The organism is Christiangramia pacifica, from assembly GCF_057221535.1.
In genome coordinates, this window is the sequence record NZ_CM170146.1 from 2,590,914 (window position 1) to 2,611,070 (window position 20,157).

At 37.8% G+C, this 20,157-nt stretch carries 17 protein-coding genes; 3 read left to right on the plus strand and 14 right to left on the minus strand.

From position 1 onward, the window contains the following. Positions 1–34 precede the first annotated feature (34 nt). The 9 genes from AC2S94_RS11880 to AC2S94_RS11920 form a co-directional block, all read right to left on the minus strand. Positions 35–1,003 carry a Gfo/Idh/MocA family protein gene (locus AC2S94_RS11880; protein WP_484628792.1) on the minus strand — a complete coding sequence of 323 codons (969 nt, stop codon included), beginning with the start codon at positions 1,001–1,003 and terminating at the stop codon, positions 35–37. Then, positions 1,000–2,703, minus strand: a complete 1,704-nt coding sequence (locus tag AC2S94_RS11885; RefSeq protein WP_484628793.1) for a sodium:solute symporter family protein — start codon at positions 2,701–2,703, stop codon at positions 1,000–1,002. The genes AC2S94_RS11880 and AC2S94_RS11885 overlap by 4 nt, the downstream gene beginning before the upstream one ends. A 108-nt stretch (positions 2,704–2,811) precedes the next feature. Continuing rightward, entirely contained in the window at positions 2,812–5,301 is a 2,490-nt protein-coding gene (locus AC2S94_RS11890; protein ID WP_484628794.1) for a PIG-L family deacetylase, read from the minus strand. A 70-nt stretch (positions 5,302–5,371) separates the two neighbouring features. Then, positions 5,372–5,911 (minus strand): mechanosensitive ion channel domain-containing protein, encoded by a 540-nt coding sequence (locus tag AC2S94_RS11895; RefSeq protein ID WP_484628795.1) that lies wholly within the window; start codon positions 5,909–5,911, stop codon positions 5,372–5,374. Continuing rightward, positions 5,911–6,792: a septum formation inhibitor Maf gene (locus AC2S94_RS11900; RefSeq protein ID WP_484628796.1), complete on the minus strand. Its 882-nt coding sequence runs from the start codon at positions 6,790–6,792 to the stop codon at positions 5,911–5,913. The genes AC2S94_RS11895 and AC2S94_RS11900 overlap by 1 nt, the downstream gene beginning before the upstream one ends. A 14-nt stretch (positions 6,793–6,806) precedes the next feature. Then, positions 6,807–7,406, minus strand: a complete 600-nt coding sequence (locus tag AC2S94_RS11905; RefSeq protein ID WP_484628797.1) for a Maf-like protein — start codon at positions 7,404–7,406, stop codon at positions 6,807–6,809. A gap of 3 nt (positions 7,407–7,409) precedes the next feature. Further along, positions 7,410–8,324 (minus strand): geranylgeranylglycerol-phosphate geranylgeranyltransferase, encoded by a 915-nt coding sequence (locus AC2S94_RS11910; RefSeq protein ID WP_484628798.1) that lies wholly within the window; start codon positions 8,322–8,324, stop codon positions 7,410–7,412. A gap of 3 nt (positions 8,325–8,327) precedes the next feature. Next, the gene (locus AC2S94_RS11915; protein WP_484628799.1) at positions 8,328–8,843 is read right to left on the minus strand and encodes a KdsC family phosphatase; all 516 of its coding nucleotides are present in this window, start codon (positions 8,841–8,843) and stop codon (positions 8,328–8,330) included. Next, on the minus strand, positions 8,827–9,588 hold the full coding sequence (locus tag AC2S94_RS11920; RefSeq protein ID WP_484628800.1) for a Rossmann-like and DUF2520 domain-containing protein: 762 nt from the start codon (positions 9,586–9,588) through the stop codon (positions 8,827–8,829). Before AC2S94_RS11920 ends, AC2S94_RS11915 begins: the two co-directional genes overlap by 17 nt. 128 nt (positions 9,589–9,716) lie before the next feature. On the opposite strand from AC2S94_RS11920, the gene AC2S94_RS11925 reads away from it, so the two are divergent. Continuing rightward, the gene (locus AC2S94_RS11925; protein WP_484628801.1) at positions 9,717–12,917 is read left to right on the plus strand and encodes a cytochrome c biogenesis protein; all 3,201 of its coding nucleotides are present in this window, start codon (positions 9,717–9,719) and stop codon (positions 12,915–12,917) included. Positions 12,918–12,986: 69 nt separating this feature from the next. Here AC2S94_RS11925 and fumC read toward each other — a convergent pair whose 3' ends face one another. After that, on the minus strand, positions 12,987–14,384 hold the full coding sequence (gene fumC / locus AC2S94_RS11930; protein ID WP_484628802.1) for a class II fumarate hydratase: 1,398 nt from the start codon (positions 14,382–14,384) through the stop codon (positions 12,987–12,989). Between the two features lie 287 nt (positions 14,385–14,671). Between fumC and AC2S94_RS11935 the strand changes: the two genes are divergently transcribed. Beyond that, on the plus strand, positions 14,672–15,184 hold the full coding sequence (locus tag AC2S94_RS11935; protein WP_484628803.1) for a hypothetical protein: 513 nt from the start codon (positions 14,672–14,674) through the stop codon (positions 15,182–15,184). Positions 15,185–15,311: 127 nt separating this feature from the next. Continuing rightward, positions 15,312–15,488: a hypothetical protein gene (locus tag AC2S94_RS11940; protein WP_026934940.1), complete on the plus strand. Its 177-nt coding sequence runs from the start codon at positions 15,312–15,314 to the stop codon at positions 15,486–15,488. Positions 15,489–15,538: 50 nt separating this feature from the next. Here AC2S94_RS11940 and AC2S94_RS11945 read toward each other — a convergent pair whose 3' ends face one another. From AC2S94_RS11945 to prfB, 4 genes are all read right to left on the minus strand, one after another. Continuing rightward, entirely contained in the window at positions 15,539–18,109 is a 2,571-nt protein-coding gene (locus AC2S94_RS11945) for a TonB-dependent receptor (RefSeq protein WP_484628804.1), read from the minus strand. A gap of 112 nt (positions 18,110–18,221) precedes the next feature. Beyond that, positions 18,222–18,590, minus strand: a complete 369-nt coding sequence (locus AC2S94_RS11950) for a hypothetical protein (protein ID WP_484628805.1) — start codon at positions 18,588–18,590, stop codon at positions 18,222–18,224. 11 nt (positions 18,591–18,601) lie between these two features. Continuing rightward, entirely contained in the window at positions 18,602–18,943 is a 342-nt protein-coding gene (gene arsC, locus AC2S94_RS11955) for an arsenate reductase (glutaredoxin) (protein ID WP_484628806.1), read from the minus strand. A 65-nt stretch (positions 18,944–19,008) separates the two neighbouring features. Then, a protein-coding gene (gene prfB, locus AC2S94_RS11960) for a peptide chain release factor 2 (RefSeq protein ID WP_484628807.1) occupies positions 19,009–20,107 on the minus strand; the annotation gives its coding sequence in 2 pieces (ribosomal slippage) (positions 19,009–20,043 and positions 20,045–20,107; 1,098 coding nt in all). Between the last annotated feature and the right edge of the window lie 50 nt (positions 20,108–20,157).

Genomic DNA, 20,157 nt, shown 5'->3' on the forward strand with positions numbered 1-20,157 from the left:
GGTCCTTCAGTAATAAGGGACCTTTTTTTGTATATTAATATTTGAGACCTATTTCTTTTCTGATCTGGTCTATTAATGCTGTAAGTTCAAGCGTATGATCAAGGCTCCAAATTTCGCTTTCTGTTTTATCTTCTAGCATCATTCTGGTAACGTGATCGGCTTCAAAATTATATCCATTGGCTACTACGCCAAATTCATGAATTTCTTCTTTTCCATCTTTAGTAATTGTTACAGTAGTAGGTTCATGAAATCTTGAATTCAGAATGATACTTCCCTTTTCCATCTTCAATTCTGCAGTAGTAGGAGTTTTTTCCATAAATGTGGAATAAAGCGCCGCTTCAACACCGCCAGAGTATTTAAAATTCATTCTGCATGATGCATCTACACCCGTTTCGGTGAATTCTGCTGAAGCATTTATTTTTTCTGGTTTACCCATAAGAGAGTATGCAAGAAATACTGGATAGATACCTATATCCAACAAACTTCCACCTCCAAGGGATTTATTAAATAACCTTTTCGTTTTATCGAATTTTGCAGGGAATCCAAAATCTGCTTTTATAGATTCTATTTTTCCTAGATCTCCAGAATTGACATTCTCAAGTACAAATTTAAAATGCGGAAGAAACCTCGTCCATAATGCTTCCATTAAAAAAATCTTATTTTCCCTGGAATATGCAACCATTTCTTCAGCTTCCTTAAGGTTCATGGCAAATGGCTTTTCACAAAGAACAGCTTTTCCATTTTCTAGACATTTTATGGTGATTTCATAATGAAAAGCATGCGGCGTAGCGATGTAGATAACATCTACTTTATCATCCTGCATTAATTCTTCATAAGAACCATAGTATTTTTCGACCTGGTGCGTTTTTGAAAATTCCTTCGCATTATTTAGATCTCTACTTGCCACAGCGTATAATTCAGCATTTTGAACGCTGGTTAATCCTTGCGCGAATTTATTCGCGATCTTTCCTAGTCCAACAATTCCCCAGTTTACTTTTTTCATGCGTTCTCAGGTTTGTTCGCTTTCGGTTTTACGGTTTGTATCAGGTAGGCAATGGCGATCACCAAAAGACAGCCTAGAGCATTTAACCACAGGTATGGCATCAGGTCTAATTTAAAGACTAACAATACTACCGCCTGCGTAATGATGGCTGCGATAAATACGGCGTTGCTCTTTACCGATTTTATAAAAAATGCCAGCAGAAATATTCCAAGCACATTTCCATAGAACAGGCTACCAATAATATTTACTAACTGAATAAGATTATCAAAAAGATCTGCGAGGCTGGCAAAAGCAATTGCAATGACACCCCACATAAGGGTGAACCATTTTGAAGCCGCGAGATAATGTTCTTCACTTTTAGCCTCTTTATGATTTCTTCGGTACAGATCAATTACTGTTGTAGAAGCCAGGGCATTTAATTCTGAAGCGGTTGAAGACATCGCTGCTGATAGAATCACGGCCAAAAGCAGCCCAATAAGTCCTTTTGGGAGATTGTTCAGTATAAAATGTATAAAGACATAATCTTTATCATTGCTTTCTGCTTTCACATCTGAAGCATCGATAAATAATTTTCCTTTTTCACGTATGCGGTTCTGTTCCTGGTCCAGTCTTGCATACTCCTTTTCAAAATCTGCAATTTCCGCATCGTTCATTTCCGATTTATTCTCGGCGTAATTCAAGCCTAGTTGCTGTCTTTTAATCTGAACTTCTTCATGCTCCAGCATTAGATCTTTATATTGTTCCGCATAATTTGAATTCAATACAGTTTCCGTAGCCGCAGGATTAAAATTCAAGGGAGCGGTATTGAACTGGTAGAATACAAAAACCATAACCCCAACTAAGAGAATAAAGAATTGAAGTGGCACTTTTAAAAGTCCGTTGAAGATCATTCCCAGCTGACTTTCCCTTACAGAAGCACCGGTTAGATATCTTTGCACCTGGCTTTGATCTGTTCCAAAATAAGACAATGCGAGAAAACTTCCTCCAATTAGCCCGCTCCAGACGGTATACCTGTTTTCAAATTCCAAGGAATAATCCAGAATATTCATTTTTCCACCGGCACCTGCAATTTCCAAGGCATTTGTGAATCCCACCGAATCTGGCAGGTAACTCAAAATTATAAAGAAGGCTATGACCATTCCGGTAAAGATGACACCCATTTGCTGCTTATGGGTAACGCTAACCGCTTTGGTTCCTCCGGATACGGTGTAAATAATTACAAGGATCCCGATGATAAACGTAAGATAGGTGAGGTTCCAACCCAATACTGCGGAGAGTACGATTGCTGGTGCAAAAATGGTAATTCCTGCGGCCAGCCCTCTTTGTACAAGAAAAAGGATGGCTGTTAATGTTCTTGTTTTCCTATCGAACCTGGACTCAAGGTATTCATAAGCGGTGTAGACCTTTAACCTGTGATAAATGGGAATAAAAACCATACAGATGATCACCATGGCTATGGGTAAGCCAAAATAGAATTGTACAAATCCCATCCCGTCATGGAAAGCTTGTCCTGGTGTAGATAAAAATGTGATCGCACTGGCCTGGGTTGCCATTACAGATAGACCAATCGTCCACCATTTGGCATTCTTACCACCTCCAATATAATCTTCAACATTTTTGCTTCCGCGTGATTTATAAACTCCGTACCAAACGATAGAGGCAATGGTTCCAATAAGAATTATCCAGTCTATTAATTGCATATCAGGCGAAATAATTCATTATTAAATAAAAAGCGAGGATATAGATCGCGTTGGCGACGAGAACCAGGGTGTAACTTTTTTTCCAGTGGTACTTTTCGGGTTTCTCCATTATTTACCTATTGAAATTAAATTAGCAAATAATCTGAAAGCGCCGGGAACGGCTTCAGGAAATTGCCTGAAAAAACTAATTCCGGTATAGATATAGTAACCATCTCCGTATTTGGAAACAAGCAGGCTTCCATTTTTAGGAGTTTCACCTTCGTCATGCATACTCAAAACCGGAGTGAAATTTTCATCCCAGTTATCCGGAAAATATAAACCACGTTCCTGAACCCAACCTTCAAAATCTTTTGCAGTCAGTTTATTTGGCGAATTCAATACTTCATGATCTGGTGCTAAAAAAGTTACTGTAGCATCCTCTTCCGTAACCCTGTCTCTGGAAAGCTCCAAATTGAAAGGGGAGAGGTTATTAACCAATAAACCACGATTGGTATTGTACTGGACGATCATGGTTCCACCATTTTTAACGTAATCGAATAAGATATCCTGTTTGAATTTCAATTCTTCCACAATATTATAGGCCCTAATCCCGATCACCACAGCATCGAAATTTTTCAAAGTATTTCCTGAAATTGTTGCTGGGGAAATTTTGGTGACCTTGTAACCGATCTGTTCTAGGCTTTCAGGAACCACATCTCCTGCACCTTCAATATAAGCGATATTTCTGCCCTTCTTTTGAATATCCAGTTTTACTAGCTTGAGATTAGCCGGCGCAACCAGGTTCTGATCGGGAAAGTGATCGTAATCTATTTCAATAAGATCGTTTGTATAGGTAGTGCCATTGACCATGGCCTGAGGCATTAGCTTAGTTTCACTCTGAAATTTAGGCGGAGTAATTTTAAAAGTTACCGAAGTCTTTCCTCCAGATTGTTCAATGGAAAAGTCTGAATTTACTGGTTCAATTTTCCAGTCTTTACCTGCCTTAAGCTTTAAATTACCGGAAATATCAGGCTGATTTGAAGTTATGCTCACCTGAACCATTCTTGGTTCTTCATTATTAAAAATTAGAACATCTTCAGTAAAATGAAGGGTGATGGCAGGAACAATCTCAAAATTCTTGTAAGTTTCTCCATATACCTCGTCATTGAATTTGTAAACAACAGGTTTCGCAAAATCGATGGTGGTGCCATTAAAGTCGACTTTAAATGTAGCCTTCGTATTTAAAGGTGTTTCCGGAAGACCTCGCAATTCCTGGTTTTCCACATTGTACATTCCAATACTCCCTTCTTTTTCCAGCCAATAAGGAGTAGTGAATTCTGCCGAAGAAGGAATTTTAAAAGTCATTTTACTATTCCAACCTTCATTATTGTTCAGTTTTACTGCAGGTTCAATTTTTGAATTATTAGGAGTAAGTTCCACGGAAACCAATTTCATATCGCTATCACTTCGGTTTATGGCTTCCAGCTGCACTGAAATTTCTTCTGAAGGAACACTGTAAGCTTTCTGAGCAACAGCTTCAAGATATAAGCCTGAAGTGGCATATATAATATTTCTAATTTCTTCAGATTTTAATTCCTTCCAATGCCTGTTTTCAAGTTTTTGAATTAGGCTATAAGCTTTCAGTAATTCCGGTAGATGTTGTGAAGGTTCTTCAAAGTTGAAATTCTTCTGGATCTTATTTAATATATCACCAATTTCCTTTCCGCCTTGAATACGGTTCCAGGAAGTATCAATTCCATCAAAAATTCCATTTTCCTGCGCCGGAAGATCTCCTTTCAGCAATTCCAGATATTCCATTTGTTTTCCCCTGCTTCCGGTACTTCCAAATCCCTGAGATCTGTGCTGACTTCTACTTAAAGAAGCAATTTCCGGATTGGAAAGTCCGCGAGTGGGAAAATATGTTCCGGTGTCAAAACTTAAAAAGTTGGATTTATCGGCCTCCTGAAAAGCTTCATCTCCACCATAGAACCATGGAGAAGTATTGAAAAACAGTCTTTCTGGTTGATAACTATCGAAATATTCTAACTGAGATCGGTAGGCATTTTTGTCTCCGGCAAGATCAAAAGCTTCTACGCTAAGCATAGCCGAAGAAGTATGGTGTCCATGGGTGCTGCCGGGAGTCCTGTGATCAAATCGATTGATGATCACATCTGGCCTGAATTTTCTAATGATCCAAACGACATCGCTTAAAACTTCATCTTTATTCCAGATTTCCAGCGTTTCAGAAGGTGTTTTGGAATATCCAAAATCATTAGCCCTGGTGAAGAATTGCTCCCCGCCATCTATCCTTCTGGCCGCAAGTAGTTCCTGTGTTCTGATCAAACCCAGTTTCTCTCTCAATTCTGGACCAATCAAATTTTGTCCGCCGTCACCACGAGTTAAAGATAAGTAAGCAGTTCTGGCATTGGTTTCATTAGAAAAATATGATATCAGCCTGGTGTTTTCATCATCTGGATGAGCCGCTATATATAGAACCGAACCAAGAAAATTCAGTTTTTTGATCTGATTGTAAATTTCTGCAGAACTCCATTTTTCCGGAGCCTGAGCATTAGCAACACAGCAATTAAATAGGATAAAAACAAATAAAATTTTGCGCATGAAGTAATGGGTTTTACCAAATATAAAAACTTTCAATACTCCTGCCGGAATATTTCAATTCTTTTCTTAATTAAAGAGCTTCCTTTCCGTCGTCGTGCCTTCTTTCTGTCTGGATCAGAGAGACCGCTTTCTGTAAGATCAGGTTATTCGGGTAAGTGATCAATTCGCCATCAGCAGTTCTAAGGTGTAGGTGAAATGCCTTGATATCTTCAATTTCAGCTTCAATCGGCATGTCTTTATCATGAATTTTTATGGTGTCTCCAATTTTATAAGGAAAGGAAAAGAACATGATAATTCCTGATGTTATATTGCTTAGTATAGACCAGATCGCAAATAAGGCGACTCCAATCACGGCAAAAACGGAAGAAAAGATCAGTGAAAGGTCTGTTAGGCCAACTCCCCAGGCGAACGCAAGTAAAAATGCCGCGATTAAAATAATCAGGATATTTATGTATTTGAACATCAGTCTCGTGCGCGTAATATTGATCTCACTGCGTTTTCCGACTTTATTCGCAGCTTTTCTCAAAACAAATTGAATAACCAATAATAAAATTAGTACTGCCAGGGAGTACAGTAATTCTTCACGATATGTGGTAAATATCTCGTACATTATTTTAAATCGAGTTTTTGCCGTAAAGGTAGATTTTTATTCGAATTCTTATTCCAGTAATCAGTTCTTAAACGCTGTTTTTTTATCGCGGTTGTTGTTAATTTTTCAGCATTTCCTCCGGAACCTGAAGGATAAGATTCTTCCCATTTTTCAATAGTAAATGGGAAGACCCGGGTATAATAAATTTTCAATTGCCGGTTTAATTCAGGATAGGTTAATTGATAGATGTTGTATTCGTCAGTGAAATATTCTCCCGTAGCTTTATAGGCTTTTACAGGCTGGTGGCTCAATCTCAAATATTCCAGCGATGGAATGATTTTAAATTCTCCCGTAGGCAATTTTTCATGGTTGATCCTTATCCTGTTCCAGATCTCATTTTCCAGATGAACTTTTTCTAAGCTTAGATCTTCATCTGCTTCACCCGCGAAATAGGAATGACTCACAATTTCAAATTGCTCGCGATTATTCAATTGCATATAAACCTGTCCGCACCATTCCTGTATCGAAGCCGAAATTTTCAAAGCATGATCCTCTCCATTCAAAGGATAAAAACTGCTTTGCATAATGCCGTAAGGATAGATGCCGGTATTAAAATTTTTAGTAGTGTTCAATTTCAGTACAGAAATATTATGGGCATCTCTTTCAGTAGCTTTTACCTGCGCTTCTGGCAGAAAATCTTCGGTCACGTAAATTAGTACAGCCTCACCTTTTCTGATTTCACCGTAGCGAGCTTGTTCGAGATCGTAAGAAGTGATCTCTGCTTCTCCAGAATACCAGTAATCTTTGAAATCTTCGGAAAGTTCCAGATCATTTTTCTGCTCTGAATAATGATCACAAGCAGAAAAAAGAAATATTAGAATTAAACTGAAATACCGGAACATGTTTTTTCTTCAATTTACGATTTTCGGGAATTAATCATTTCTTTCAAAGTCGTGTAAACTTCATAAGTTGGTAAACCAACGACATTAAAATAGCTGCCTTCAATCTTTTTGATACCAATAAGTCCGATCCATTCCTGGATCGCATACCCTCCGGCTTTATCAAACGGCTTGTAATTGCTAACATAATATTCTATCTCATTCTCAGAAAGCTCTGCAAAATGTACACGAGTGATATGATGAAGGATTTTCTGAGAATTTTTAGTTGTGAAACAAACCGAAGTGATCACATCGTGTTCTTTCCCTGAAAGTGCCTTGATCATTTCAACCGCTTCATCTTGATCTTTTGGTTTTCCCAGGGCCTTTTCTTCATTGTAGACAATAGTGTCACTGGTAATCAAAATATGATTTTCCTTCAAATCTTCCTGGAATGCTTCAGCTTTTAATGCAGCCAGATAATCTGTAATTTCTTCACGCTTTAACTTATCTGAAAAAACTTCGTTCACAGGTCTTACGTCAATTGTTACAGGAATTTCCAGTTCTTCAAAAAATTTCTGTCTCCGTGGTGAGCCTGAAGCAAGAATGATCTCATAATCTTTTAAAAGTTCTTTCAGCATAGCTTAAAGTAAAATAAATTGTAATAATCCGATAGAGAGAAGTCCAAAGAAAAGGACCAGTTTTAAAATAAGGCTTAACCTGGAATATTCAGATTTTTTGCTCGCTGTCCAGATATTCACCAGGAAGTAGAGGAGTGGGCCAAGTAATAAAAGTAAGGTGTAAATTACTGCCGAGATATTCTCGAACAAATATTCATATACATAATAGATCAGAAAGACTACGGGAGCAAGTCCTAACAGGAATAAAACTTTATTGGTTCTGTTTTTTCCGAGAACTATCGGTAAGGTTTTATAACCGGCATTATAATCACCATCAATATCTTCCTGGTCTTTAACGATTTCCCGGATGAGATTTACGAGGAACGCAAAAATGGAATAATCGATCAAAATGGAAAATATCACTGATTGCGTTTGCTGATTATTTGGAGTGATCACGGGTAAGAGATCGTATAATCCAACGCCCACAGGAATAAGTCCTACAATGATACTTACCAGAATATTTCCGACTAAGATTGTTTGTTGTAAGTGGGAATTATAGATGTAAAGAATGGCAGATCCTAATATGAAAAAGGCTGAAAATCCCGGTTGCCCCACCATATTGGAAAGGTAAAAACCGAGTCCGACACCTATGATGCTTAAAATGAAAAATAAACGATAGGCAGATTTCTCTGAAATTTTGCTATTTATAAGTGTACGACTAGGCTTGTTTTTTGCATCTGCAGCTACATCAAAGATATCATTGATCACATAACCAGAAGCCGCTACGGAAACTACAGCCAGAACCAGCATGGAAAACCCAAAAAGATTCAGGGTAATCGCAACTCCAAATGGCTCCAAAAGACCATATTTAATAAGGAACATGGTAAGCGCAATAAATATTAGGTTGCCGATTCTAATCAGCTTAAAATAATTCAGCATTCATTAAGCGTTTTTATCGATCCACTTTCCCTGAACTTTCATGACCTGCTCAATTACGTCCCTCACACAGCCTTCACCACCATTTTTGTGGGAAACATAAAGTGATACTTCTTTTACTTCAGGCACTGCGTCTTGCGGGCAGCAAGGTAAACCGACCAATTTCATTGGATAGTAATCTGGAATATCATCACCCATATAAAGAACATTTTCAGGTTTTATATTATAGATATCGAAAAATTCATCCATTTGCTCCACCTTATCGCTCACACCAAGATAAATATCTGTGATCCCAAGGTCTCGAAGTCTTTGTCTCACGCCTTCATTTTTTCCGCCGCTGATGATACAAACCGTGTATCCGGCATTATGCGCCATTTTCATGGCATAGCCATCCTTGGTATTCATGGTTCGTAGAAGTTCTCCTTTTGTCGAGATCTGGATGGAACCATCCGTTAAAACTCCATCGACGTCGAATACGAAAGTATTGATATTATTCAGGTGTTCTTTATAGCTTTTTTCCATGTAATTTTTGAATAGATTCGGTTAATAAGGTATAGATCTTTTTTCGGTCATCATCCAGTAATTCAAGATGTGCTGAAATTGTTTTTTGATCATCTCTTAATGCAGGTCCTGTTTGTGCTGAATACGGGTCCAGGCTTTCCAGTTTATTTACCGTTTCCCTGATCAGAGGTTTTAAAATATCAAATGGCAATTCTTCTTTTTTACAGAAATCGGCAGCGAGACTAAATAAGTGATTGCTGAAATTATTTACAAAAACAGCGGAGACATGCAGCGCTTTTCTTTGTTCTGAATTTACTTCAAAAACCTTGTTGCTGATCATCGCGCCAACCTTTTTCAGCATTTCAAGATTTTCTGCTGAATTTGCTTCCAAACAAAGAGGTATCTCTTTGAAATCTACTGCTTTATTCTTCGAAAAGGTTTGTAAGGGATAAAACACTCCGTGATTGTCGAAATCAGAAAGCACATCGATAGGTTGACTTCCGGAAGTGTGAGCAATAATCCCAGATTTTATCATTAATTCTGAAACAATTTCTTCAATGGCTTCATCCTTGATGGCAAGAAGGTATAGATCTGCCTCTCGGATCTCTTTTAAATTTGAAGTTTGCCTCGAAGGATCTTTTACAAAATGTAAGTTCTTTCTATTTCGGTTAAAAACCTGAATTACATCCAATTGCTTTGCTAAAGTAAAGCTATGGTATAAGTGAGTTGCGACATTGCCCGCGCCAATAATTACCACTTTGATCATTGGGCTAAAATACCAAAATTTTCAAGCAGGTAAAATTAACAGTTGTAGACTTCAGAATGAATCGGTATATCTCTTAAAAACTGATAATAAATCGTTAAATTTGCACCCGTTAAAATGACACTTCTTCTATGCAGAAAAAAATAGCCTCTATCCTTTTTTCTACCCGAATAATGGCCGTTTTGTTTATAATTTTCGCAATTGCCATGGCCATGGGCACATTCATAGAAACCTGGTATAGTATTGAGACCGCAAGAATTTTAATTTATAATACCTGGTGGTTCGAAGGAATAATGCTTTTCCTTTTGATCAATTTTATAGGAAACATCAAGCGTTACAAACTGTATAAGAAAGAAAAGTGGAGCACACTTTTACTTCACCTTTCATTCATTCTTATCCTGATAGGTGCTTTCGTGACCAGATATATAAGTTATGAAGGTATCATGCCTATTAGGGAAGGTGAGACCACCAATAAATTCTTATCACAAAGTCCTCATTTTACTTTCTTCGTTGATGGAGAAATTAACGGTGAGCCAAGACGAAGAGTTCTTCAGGAGGATGTTCTTTTCGGTCCTGGAGTAGAAAATGATTATACGCTAAATTCAGATTTCAACGGGCAACCTATAAAATTTGAAGTTACCAATTTTATTCACGGTGCAGAGGAAGCTCTGGTGCCAACGGAAGATGGTGAGAATTACCTGAAAATCGTTGAAGCCGGAGATGGTCAGCGGCACGATCATTACCTTCAGGAGGGTCAGGTTAGTAATATTCACAACGTTCTTTTTACATTGAACAGTCCTCAAGATGGTGCCATTAATATTGAGGTTACTGAAGATGGTAAATATACTGTGGATTCTCCATTTGATGGGGATTACATGCGAATGGCAGATCAGAAGAAAGGCAAGCTGGTAAAAGATTCAACGCAGACTTTGATGTTGAGATCTTTATATAATATTGGTAACATGCAATTTGTTATTCCGGAGCCTGTTATAAAAGGGGAATACGATGTAGTGCCAACAAATCCTAAAACCAAGCAGGATCTTGATGCCGTGACTTTGAAAGTTTCTACAGGCGGTGAATCTGAGACCGTAACACTTCTTGGTGGTCAGGGAACGGTAAGCGATCCAACCCAGATGAATGTTGGCGGACTTGATATATTCGTGAATTACGGTTCGATAGAACAGGAGCTTCCTTTTTCCATAAAACTGAATGATTTTATAGCTGAAAAATATCCCGGAACTGCAGACCGTGAAACACCGGGTTATGCTTCTTTTAAAAGCAAGGTAGAAGTGATAAGGGAAGGTGAGGAGCCAATGCCTTACGATATTTATATGAATCACGTGTTGGATGAACAGGGATACAGGTTCTTCCAGTCCAGTTTTGATCCTGATGAAAAAGGAACCATACTTTCTGTTAATCACGATTTCTGGGGAACGTGGATTACTTATATAGGTTACTTCCTGTTATATTTTGGTTTGATGTGGATTTTGTTTGATAAAGGTTCAAGATTTGGACAATTGAAGGTGATGCTTGATAAAGTGAAAACAAAAAAGAAGACCCTGGCTACGCTGCTGGCGATCGTATCTCTGTCTTTTGCTGGTAATGCTCAGGAAGAAGACCACCAACATAGCGAAACTGCTAAATCTCAATTGGATAGCATAATTATTACCAATGCGGTAGATAAAGAACATGCAGAAAAATTTGGCCGACTGGTTATTCAGGATGCTGGCGGAAGAATGAAACCTGCAAATACTTATTCTTCAGAATTACTTCGGAAATTAAGTAAAAGCGATACTTATGAAGACCTGAGTTCAGACCAGGTATTAATTTCCATTACAGAAAACCCAATGGTATGGTATGATGTACCGCTTATATATGTGCAAAAACATAATGATAGTTTGCATAAGATCCTTGGAGTAGAGGAAGGGAAAAAATACCTTTCGCTAACCGATTTCTTTGATAAGCGAGGAAAATATAAACTGTCACCTTACCTGGATGATGCTTATCAGGCAGCCGTTCCGAATAAATTTCAAAAAGATTTCATAGAGACCGATAAAAAAGTGAACCTTCTGTATCGTGCCCTGGATGGAAATATCCTGAAAATATTCCCTATCCCGAATGATGAAAATAATAAATGGATATCCTATAAGGAAGTAGGAGAGTCTAATTTGAAAGGGATGGATTCTGTTTATACCAGGCAGATACTTCCTCTTTATATGAATGCTTTGAGAACCGCCAGGGAATCTGGTGACTATAGCAAAGCTGAGCAATACTTGGAAAGCATTCAAAGTTACCAGCAGAAATTTGGTGGAGAAGTAATGCCTTCAGAACGAAAAATAGACGCTGAAATTACTTACAATAAATACAACATTTTCAAAAACCTGTATTGGATGTATATGCTGGCTGGTGTTTTCATGTTCATCTTTGTGGTAGTAAGAATATTCAGAGATAATAAGGTTGTTCGTGGAATTATATATCTAGGTGTAGGAATAATAATTATCCTTTTCGCACTGCATACTGTTGGTCTTGGAACCAGATGGTATATTTCCGGTCATGCTCCATGGAGTAATGCTTACGAATCCATGATATATGTGGCGTGGGCAACAATGTTCTTTGGGCTCGCGTTCGGGAGGAAGTCAAACCTTACGATCGCTTCTACTGCATTCGTAGCGGCGATGGTATTATGGAGTGCACACCAGAACTGGACCGATCCTGCTATCGCTAACCTAGTTCCTGTATTGGATAGTTACTGGTTAATGATCCATGTTTCTGTGATCGTAGGAAGTTATGGTCCGTTAACTCTGGGAATGATCTTAGGAGTGGTTTCACTGCTGTTAATGACGCTAACAACGGCTTCCAACAAGAAAAAAATATTGCTCAATATTCGAGAAATAACGATCATTACAGAAATGGCGCTCACCGTAGGTTTGGTCATGCTAACTATAGGTAACTTCCTTGGAGGACAATGGGCGAATGAGAGTTGGGGAAGATACTGGGGCTGGGATCCAAAAGAAACCTGGGCGCTTATTAGTATTTTCGTTTATGCCTTCGTGATTCACATGAGACTGGTTCCGGGATTAAGGGGAAGATGGATCTTTAATTTTATGTCGGTGATCGCCTATGCTTCCGTAATGATGACTTATTTTGGCGTGAATTTCTATTTGAGCGGATTGCATTCGTATGCCAGTGGAGATAAAGTGATCACTCCAACTATTGTTTATTACACGCTTGCTGGAGTGGCAATTCTGGGAGCACTATCTTACTGGAAATATAATAAGCATTATGCCAAGAAGGCTAAAAAGGAAATAAAAGAAAACAGGGGAACTATTTAATCGTAGTTTTCAAGCATAAAAAAAGCCTGCTGAAATTTTCAGCAGGCTTTTTTAATTATTAGCAAAAACCTATTTAAGGTTTCCAACCATATCTTTCGGGTCTACCCATTCATCAAACTGTTCTTCAGTTAAATAACCTAAGTTTACAGCTTCTTCTTTCAAAGTAGTACCATTTTCATGAGCCGTATTAGCGATCTCAGCAGCTTTATAATAACCTATTTTTGTATTAAGCGCTGTTACCAGCATCAGGGAATTGTTTAAATGTTCCTGAATTCTTTTATCGTTTGCTTCAATTCCGCGAGCGCAATGTTCTTCAAATGAAGTACAGGCATCACCGATTAATTGGGCGCTTTGTAACAGGGCATTTGCCATTACCGGTTTGAATACATTCAATTCAAATTGACCTTGCATTCCTCCAACACTCATAGTAGTATCATTACCGATTACCTGGGCGCACACCATGGTTAAAGCTTCACATTGAGTTGGATTTACTTTTCCAGGCATGATCGAAGATCCAGGCTCATTGGCTGGAATGTTAATCTCACCAATTCCACTTCGCGGTCCTGATGCCAGCATCCTGATATCATTTCCAATCTTATTCAAAGAAACCGCCAATTGTTTTAGCGCTCCGTGAGTTTCTACAAAAGCATCGTGTGCTGCCAGAGCTTCGAATTTATTTCCGGCAGAAACAAATGGCATTTCTGTAAATTTTGCGATGAATTCAGCAACTCTTTTAGAATAACCTTTAGGCGTATTCAGTCCGGTACCAACAGCTGTCCCACCAAGAGCAAGTTCAGCCAAATGCGGAAGCGTGTTTTCCAGTGCTTTGATCCCAAAATCAAGTTGAGCCACATAGCCGCTAAATTCCTGTCCTAAGGTTAGTGGAGTGGCATCCATGAAATGGGTTCGACCAATCTTTACAGTATTTTTAAATTCTTCTGATTTCTTTTTAAGCGTATCTCTAAGCTTTTTAAGTCCGGGAAGAGTAACCTTGGTGATTTTCTTGTAGGCTGCAATGTGCATTCCTGTTGGAAAGGTGTCATTAGAAGACTGTGACTTATTCACATCGTCATTTGGTTGTAAGGTTTTATCTCCTTCACCAATTGTCTTTCCTGCAAGCTGATGCGCACGGTTGGCAATCACTTCATTCACGTTCATGTTACTTTGAGTACCACTACCAGTTTGCCATATTACCAACGGAAATTGATCGTCATGTTTACCTTCCAAAATTTCATCACAAACTTTTGCGATAAGATCTCTTTTATCTACAGGTAATACTCCTAATTCACAATTAGTATATGCTGCCGCTTTCTTAAGGTAAGCGAATCCGTATATTATATCTAAAGGCATGGATGAAGCAGGACCAATCTTGAAATTGTTCCTTGAACGTTCCGTTTGCGCTCCCCATAATTTATCTGAAGGAACTTTTACTTCCCCCATAGTATCTTTTTCGATTCTATAATCCATAATACAAAAATTGGTTGTTGCGCAAAGTTAAGGTTTACAGTATTTCTTTAAACTAAAAAACCTTTAAAATTAAGGATAGCCTCGGCTTCATTCTTAATTAAATTAATCTCAGAAGAAACTTAATTTATATTGAAATATTTTGTTAATGTATTTTTAAAGATTCAAAACTTAAAATATTTAAAAAACTGATAATTAGATAAATAAATTCAAAATAGGGGAAAATTCCCTTATGATTAAAATGTTAAAAAGTTTAACTTTCGATATTATTTAACTAAATACATATCAAAATGAAAAAGCTCTATTTTAATTATCTTTTTTCATTAGTGTTTCTAATCGTAGCCCAAGGTTGCAGCACCGATGATGACGCGAACGAGCTATCAGAAAATTTTCTGAAAGCAAATGTAAATGGATTGGAATTTAATTCAGACAGCAATGTGGCAACCTTAAACTTCACCAGAGAAATAGATCCTGCTGGCAGAGTAAATCTTTATGTAAAAGCAATTTCTAATGATGGGGATATCATGGAATTTCTTATTGAAAATTTTTCGGGTACAGGAAAATATTATTTTGGGGATAATTATTACAATAACAGCTGGATAAAATATGAGAATAATTCTACTTCTGAAGAATGGATGGTGATTCCTAAAGGTGCATTGAACCTGAATTCAAATTTCATTGAAATTACAAATTCTGAAGGAGATTTGGTAGAAGGTAAGATTTCCTGCAAGGAGTTGAAAAGCGCTTTAGCTGATTTTCTGGGGGTAGTAGAAGGGGAATTTAGGATAAATTATACACGATAAATTCTAACTAATTATAACCAAGTATTTAACAGCTTCAATAAAATTGCTTAAAAAACTAAGGGATTTTTTGTGATAAGCGCGGCAGACTTCATATCTTTGGCGAGATTCAAATCAAACTTTGACTGTTATGTTCGAATTCGATCAATACCTTGGTTTCTTAGCTTTCTTAGCGATATTAACAATGGGTTTCTGGCTTATGATCTTCCTAATGGCCTTCCTTCCTTACTGGATTGGAGGTTCTGTTGGAGAACTGATCAAAGAGAAACGCGAAGCTCGGAAAAAAGCTAAAGCGGAAAAAGCATAAAAAAAAGGGACTATTTTTAGTCCCTTTTTTTTGTTCTTTATTCTAAAGATTTAGAATTCTCCTTCATCGTAATCATCATTATTGTTATCTCTTCTTTGCTGACGTTGTTTTTTCTGATTGAATCGGTAGATGAAAGATACGTTCACTGCCTGTCCCTGTCTCCATTGGAATTCGCTATCCTGTTCAAAGAATTCCGTATTGGTATAAGATGATCTTCTTCTTCCATTCAAAATATCACTTACATTAACAGCAATGGTTGCTTTTTCATTTAAGATCTCTTTACTTAAAGCAACATCTATAGAAAGGATGCCATCCTGAGTTCCCTGAATTTCGTCAGACGGTCCACGATAGAAAGCATTCGTTTGCCAGTCTATTTTTAAAGGAAGCGTCACTTTAGAGCTAAATCTCGCAAACCAGCTGGTATTTTCAGTACTTAGATCATCTCCGTTAAATTCTCCATCTAAATTAAACCTGAAATAGTTGAAACTACCATTAAGTCTTAACCAGTCGGCAGGATTATATAAGAAACCTAGTTCACCACCCATTCTGTCATTCGTGGCCAGGTTGAAAGGAATACTTCTAATTACAGTCTGGGAAATAGTTTCCTGATCACTTTCTTCAGGGAAATTTGGATTCGCCACCTGGATATCTATTTCTTCCTGAACTCTCTGAAAGGCATCAGTTTCTCTTTGATAATAAATAGAAGAAGTAAGCGTGAATTTTTCCCAACGCTTCAAATACCCAAGATCGAAACTATTAGAATACGCCGGTCTTAAATTAGGATTTCCCTGAAACACGTTATTTCTACTACTTCTCGATGGGAAGGGGTTAATGTACCAACCTCTTGGACGGTTAATTCTCCTGTTATAACCCAAAGTAATATTTTCCTGTTCACCTATTTCATAAATCAAATTCACGGTAGGGAAAAGGCCGAAGTATTTGTTATCAAAATTTGTAGTAATATCAAAATTGAATTCCTCTCTCAATTCCTGCTGAGTTAATTCAGAATCAATATCACCTTTTAATTGCGTGTGCTCTGCTCTAAGACCTAAAAGAAAATTAAAATCTCCGAATTTCGTACCATATTGTGTGTACCAGGCATGAACATTTTCGGTGTAATCAAAAACATTCGTTTGGTTTCTATTCAATACAAAACTGCCATTTCTAGCTTCCTGACGTAGTGCATAATCGGTAACTTCATTTTCAAAATTTCCTCGGTAACCGGCTTCAAACTGGGAATCTTCCCCAATTGGTCTAACATAATCCGCCTGTATAAGGTATTCAGATTGATCTTCTTTTGTTACAGTTCTTTCTCTTGGGATAAAAATATCTTCGATTTCGGTTCCGTTGAAATTTATTGGCTCACGTATAAATGCTTCCTGAGTTTCTTTATCGCTTTCAACCTGAAAATCTGCTGTGAGTTCGTGACCTTTATTATCAAATCTATTGATATAATTCAGCGAGAACTGCCAGCTGTTATCTTCCTCAATTTGATTCTCGAGACGGGTAGTACCTAATTGGCGGCTTCCATCCAGGAAATAATCATTCACGTTTGAAGTAAGATCTTCGTCATCACCTAATCTATAAAATACAGCACCTGTAATAGAAGATTGCTCGTTTAGATAATACTCAATTCCTACGTTGGTATTAAAACCTCTGTTTATCCTGTCATAATCTCTGTCCTCCACATTTCGGTCGTAGATAAGGCCATCTAGAAAACTATCTTCACGATCCTGGAAATAACGTGTGTCAAAAAATGCTGTTCCTGGAGATTCTCTGTATCTGTAGCCAGTGGTAGTGAAAATATTAAAAGCGTCTGTTCGGTAATTAAGGTTAGCATTAATCCCTGCGTTGGCAGGAACTCCGCCGTTTAAACTAATGGAACCATTGAATCCCAAAGTTTCTTTCTTACGCAGTATAATATTGATGATCCCTGCAGTTCCTTCTGCATCATATCTTGCGGAAGGGGAAGTGATCACTTCCACACGTTCAATCGCTTCAGCCGGTAACTGTCCTAAAACATCAGTGCTTCCAAAGCCTGCCATTGCTGAAGGTTTACCATTGATAAGAATTCTAACGTTCTCATTTCCTCGTAAACTAATTCCTCCCTCAATATCTACTGAAATAGAAGGAACATTGTTCAGAGCATCACTAACCGTACCTCCGGCAGTGGTTAAATCTTTTCCAATGTTATAGATCTTTTTATCCAGCCTTACATCAACTTGAGTGGTTTCAGCTCTCACCACGACTTCGTCAAGGTTTTCAGAGCCAAGTCCCAGTTTTATGGTTCCAAGGTCCAGATCTTTATTTACTAATCTGTTATTGAATTCTTTGGTTTCATAAGAAATGAATTCCACTACAATATTATAAGTTCCTTCTTTTACTTCCACGGAAAAGTTACCATTTACATCGGTAACACTTCCGTTTAAAGTAGAAGGATCATCAACATTCTGAACTGAAATAGTTGCGTATTCAAGTGGAACTTCTAATTCGTCATCAATCACTTTACCGCTGATGGTATATTTCACAACATCGGCTGGTGCCTGTGCATAAAACTTGGAAGTAAAAATACTTAGGATACTTAGTACAAGACTAAGGGCATAGAATTTTCGGATGGTCATTGTCAATTTTTTAACTATGACCAGTCTGGATCGGAATGGTTTAATCCAATTCGGTTAATATTATGTTAACACTAGTATTTCCTGAAGAAATCAGCACTTAGAGTGCTAATTATTAAGATTTTCGAGTGAGCTGTTTATTTAAATAAATATAATTTTCAAACTGATCTTCATTCAAAAATTTCTGAAGCGATCTGTGTTCATTCTTTTGAATGGTCTTCAATTTATTGATCTGTTGGATATTTCCTAAACTGGAGTTGATGATCTCATTTTTCTTAATAGTATATTCGATGATCACATCCTCTAGTTGATCAGCCTGTCCAGGGCTTAGATCCAACTGAGCTTTCCAGGTAGCGGCAAGTTCAGCAGCAACATCTCTTATTTCGCGGCGATTCTTTTCGTGTATATATATTTGAGAATAGACGAAACCTGCCACGGCAGCGGCTGCGACACTTATTAAAGCAATTCTGTGTTGAAGTTTCATTTCTGTTTTCTTTAAAGCAATTTTTCAATATCTGAAGGCGGCCGGCCAATAACAGCATCTTTGTCGGTTTCCACAACAGGCCTTTCAATAAGTTTGGGATTTTTAACCATGGCAGTAATTATTTCCCGGTCACTTAAATCCCTACTTTTATATTCTTCCTTCCAGATCTTTTCATTTTTACGAACTAATTGAATTGGAGTTATCTTTAATTTTTTGATCAGATTTTCCAACTCCTTTTCATTCAGCGGTTCTTTAAGATATTCCTTTATTTCGAATTCTTTACCGGAATTCTTCAATATCTCTAATCCTTCTCTGGATTTTTTGCATCTCGCATTATGATAGATCTTCAGCATTTTTATTTTTTTCTTCTTTAAAATAATCAATTAATTCAAAATTAAAAAGTTGGTAGAAAAACTTATCAATCTTCGTTCCGTTGCCCCATCATCATTAAAAAAGATTTCAGGAAAGGATCGATCGCACCATTCATTACATCATCCACATTTCCTGTTTCCTCTCCGGTTCTAACGTCTTTCACCAGTTTATAAGGATGCATTACATAATTCCTTATTTGCGACCCCCATTCGATTTTCATTTTAGAATCTTCGATCTCTCTACGTTGCGCCTGTCTTTTCTGAAGTTCAATTTCAAACAACTGACTTTTTAAGAGCTGCATGGCTTTATTCTTATTTTCAAGCTGTGATCTTGTTTCAGAATTTTCAATGACGATTCCGGTAGGAGCGTGGCGTAACCTTACAGCAGTTTCTACCTTATTCACATTTTGACCTCCCGCGCCTGATGACCGCATGGTTTCCCAGCTAAGATCTGAAGGATTTATATCTATCTCTATACTGTCATCTACCAGCGGATATACGTATACCGAAGCAAAAGAAGTATGCCTTTTGGCATTGGAATCAAAAGGTGAAATTCTTACCAGTCTGTGAACCCCATTTTCACCCTTCAACCATCCGAAGGCAAATTCACCTTCTATTTCGAGGGTAACGGTTTTGATCCCGGCAACATCTCCTGCCTGGTAATTCAATTCTCTAATCTTGAATTTTCTCTTTTCCGCCCACATGAGGTACATGCGCATCAACATTTCTGCCCAGTCACAACTTTCAGTACCGCCGGCACCCGCTGTGATCTGTAAAACAGCACTCATGCTGTCCCCTTCTTCTGAAAGCATATTCTTGAATTCAAGATCTTCGATAAGATCCAGGGCCTTTTCATGTCTTTGCTGGACATCTTCAGCTGTGGCTTCATCTTCTTTATAAAACTCAAAGATTACTTCCAGGTCTTCCACCAGGGTTTCAGCCTTTTCGTAATCTCCAACCCAGCTTTTTTCAGCATTGACCTCTTTCATGATCTGTTCAGCCTTTTTAGGGTCATCCCAGAAATCTGGAGCAAAGGTCTTTTCCTCCATATTGGTTATTTCGATCTTCTTGGCATCAATGTCAAAGATACCTCCTTAACGCAACCAGGCGCTCTTTAAGATCTCGGATATTCTCTATTGTGATCATTTATTGGTTGATTTGTCGTAAAAATAGAATTAAAGGGTGTTTGCAAAAAG

What these genes read in the sequence shown, in the direction of transcription:
- AC2S94_RS11950 (WP_484628805.1), bottom strand. Translation starts at nt 18,590, where the DNA reads ATGAAACTTCAACACAGAATTGCTTTAATAAGTGTCGCAGCCGCTGCC.
- AC2S94_RS11900 (WP_484628796.1), bottom strand. Translation starts at nt 6,792, where the DNA reads ATGTTCCGGTATTTCAGTTTAATTCTAATATTTCTTTTTTCTGCTTGT.
- AC2S94_RS11910 (WP_484628798.1), bottom strand. Translation starts at nt 8,324, where the DNA reads ATGCTGAATTATTTTAAGCTGATTAGAATCGGCAACCTAATATTTATT.
- AC2S94_RS11920 (WP_484628800.1), bottom strand. Translation starts at nt 9,588, where the DNA reads ATGATCAAAGTGGTAATTATTGGCGCGGGCAATGTCGCAACTCACTTA.
- AC2S94_RS11945 (WP_484628804.1), bottom strand. Translation starts at nt 18,109, where the DNA reads ATGACCATCCGAAAATTCTATGCCCTTAGTCTTGTACTAAGTATCCTA.
- arsC (WP_484628806.1), bottom strand. Translation starts at nt 18,943, where the DNA reads ATGCTGAAGATCTATCATAATGCGAGATGCAAAAAATCCAGAGAAGGA.
- fumC (WP_484628802.1), bottom strand. Translation starts at nt 14,384, where the DNA reads ATGGATTATAGAATCGAAAAAGATACTATGGGGGAAGTAAAAGTTCCT.
- AC2S94_RS11915 (WP_484628799.1), bottom strand. Translation starts at nt 8,843, where the DNA reads ATGGAAAAAAGCTATAAAGAACACCTGAATAATATCAATACTTTCGTA.
- AC2S94_RS11885 (WP_484628793.1), bottom strand. Translation starts at nt 2,703, where the DNA reads ATGCAATTAATAGACTGGATAATTCTTATTGGAACCATTGCCTCTATC.
- AC2S94_RS11925 (WP_484628801.1), top strand. Translation starts at nt 9,717, where the DNA reads ATGCAGAAAAAAATAGCCTCTATCCTTTTTTCTACCCGAATAATGGCC.
- AC2S94_RS11940 (WP_026934940.1), top strand. Translation starts at nt 15,312, where the DNA reads ATGTTCGAATTCGATCAATACCTTGGTTTCTTAGCTTTCTTAGCGATA.
- AC2S94_RS11890 (WP_484628794.1), bottom strand. Translation starts at nt 5,301, where the DNA reads ATGCGCAAAATTTTATTTGTTTTTATCCTATTTAATTGCTGTGTTGCT.
- AC2S94_RS11935 (WP_484628803.1), top strand. Translation starts at nt 14,672, where the DNA reads ATGAAAAAGCTCTATTTTAATTATCTTTTTTCATTAGTGTTTCTAATC.
- AC2S94_RS11880 (WP_484628792.1), bottom strand. Translation starts at nt 1,003, where the DNA reads ATGAAAAAAGTAAACTGGGGAATTGTTGGACTAGGAAAGATCGCGAAT.
- AC2S94_RS11905 (WP_484628797.1), bottom strand. Translation starts at nt 7,406, where the DNA reads ATGCTGAAAGAACTTTTAAAAGATTATGAGATCATTCTTGCTTCAGGC.
- AC2S94_RS11895 (WP_484628795.1), bottom strand. Translation starts at nt 5,911, where the DNA reads ATGTACGAGATATTTACCACATATCGTGAAGAATTACTGTACTCCCTG.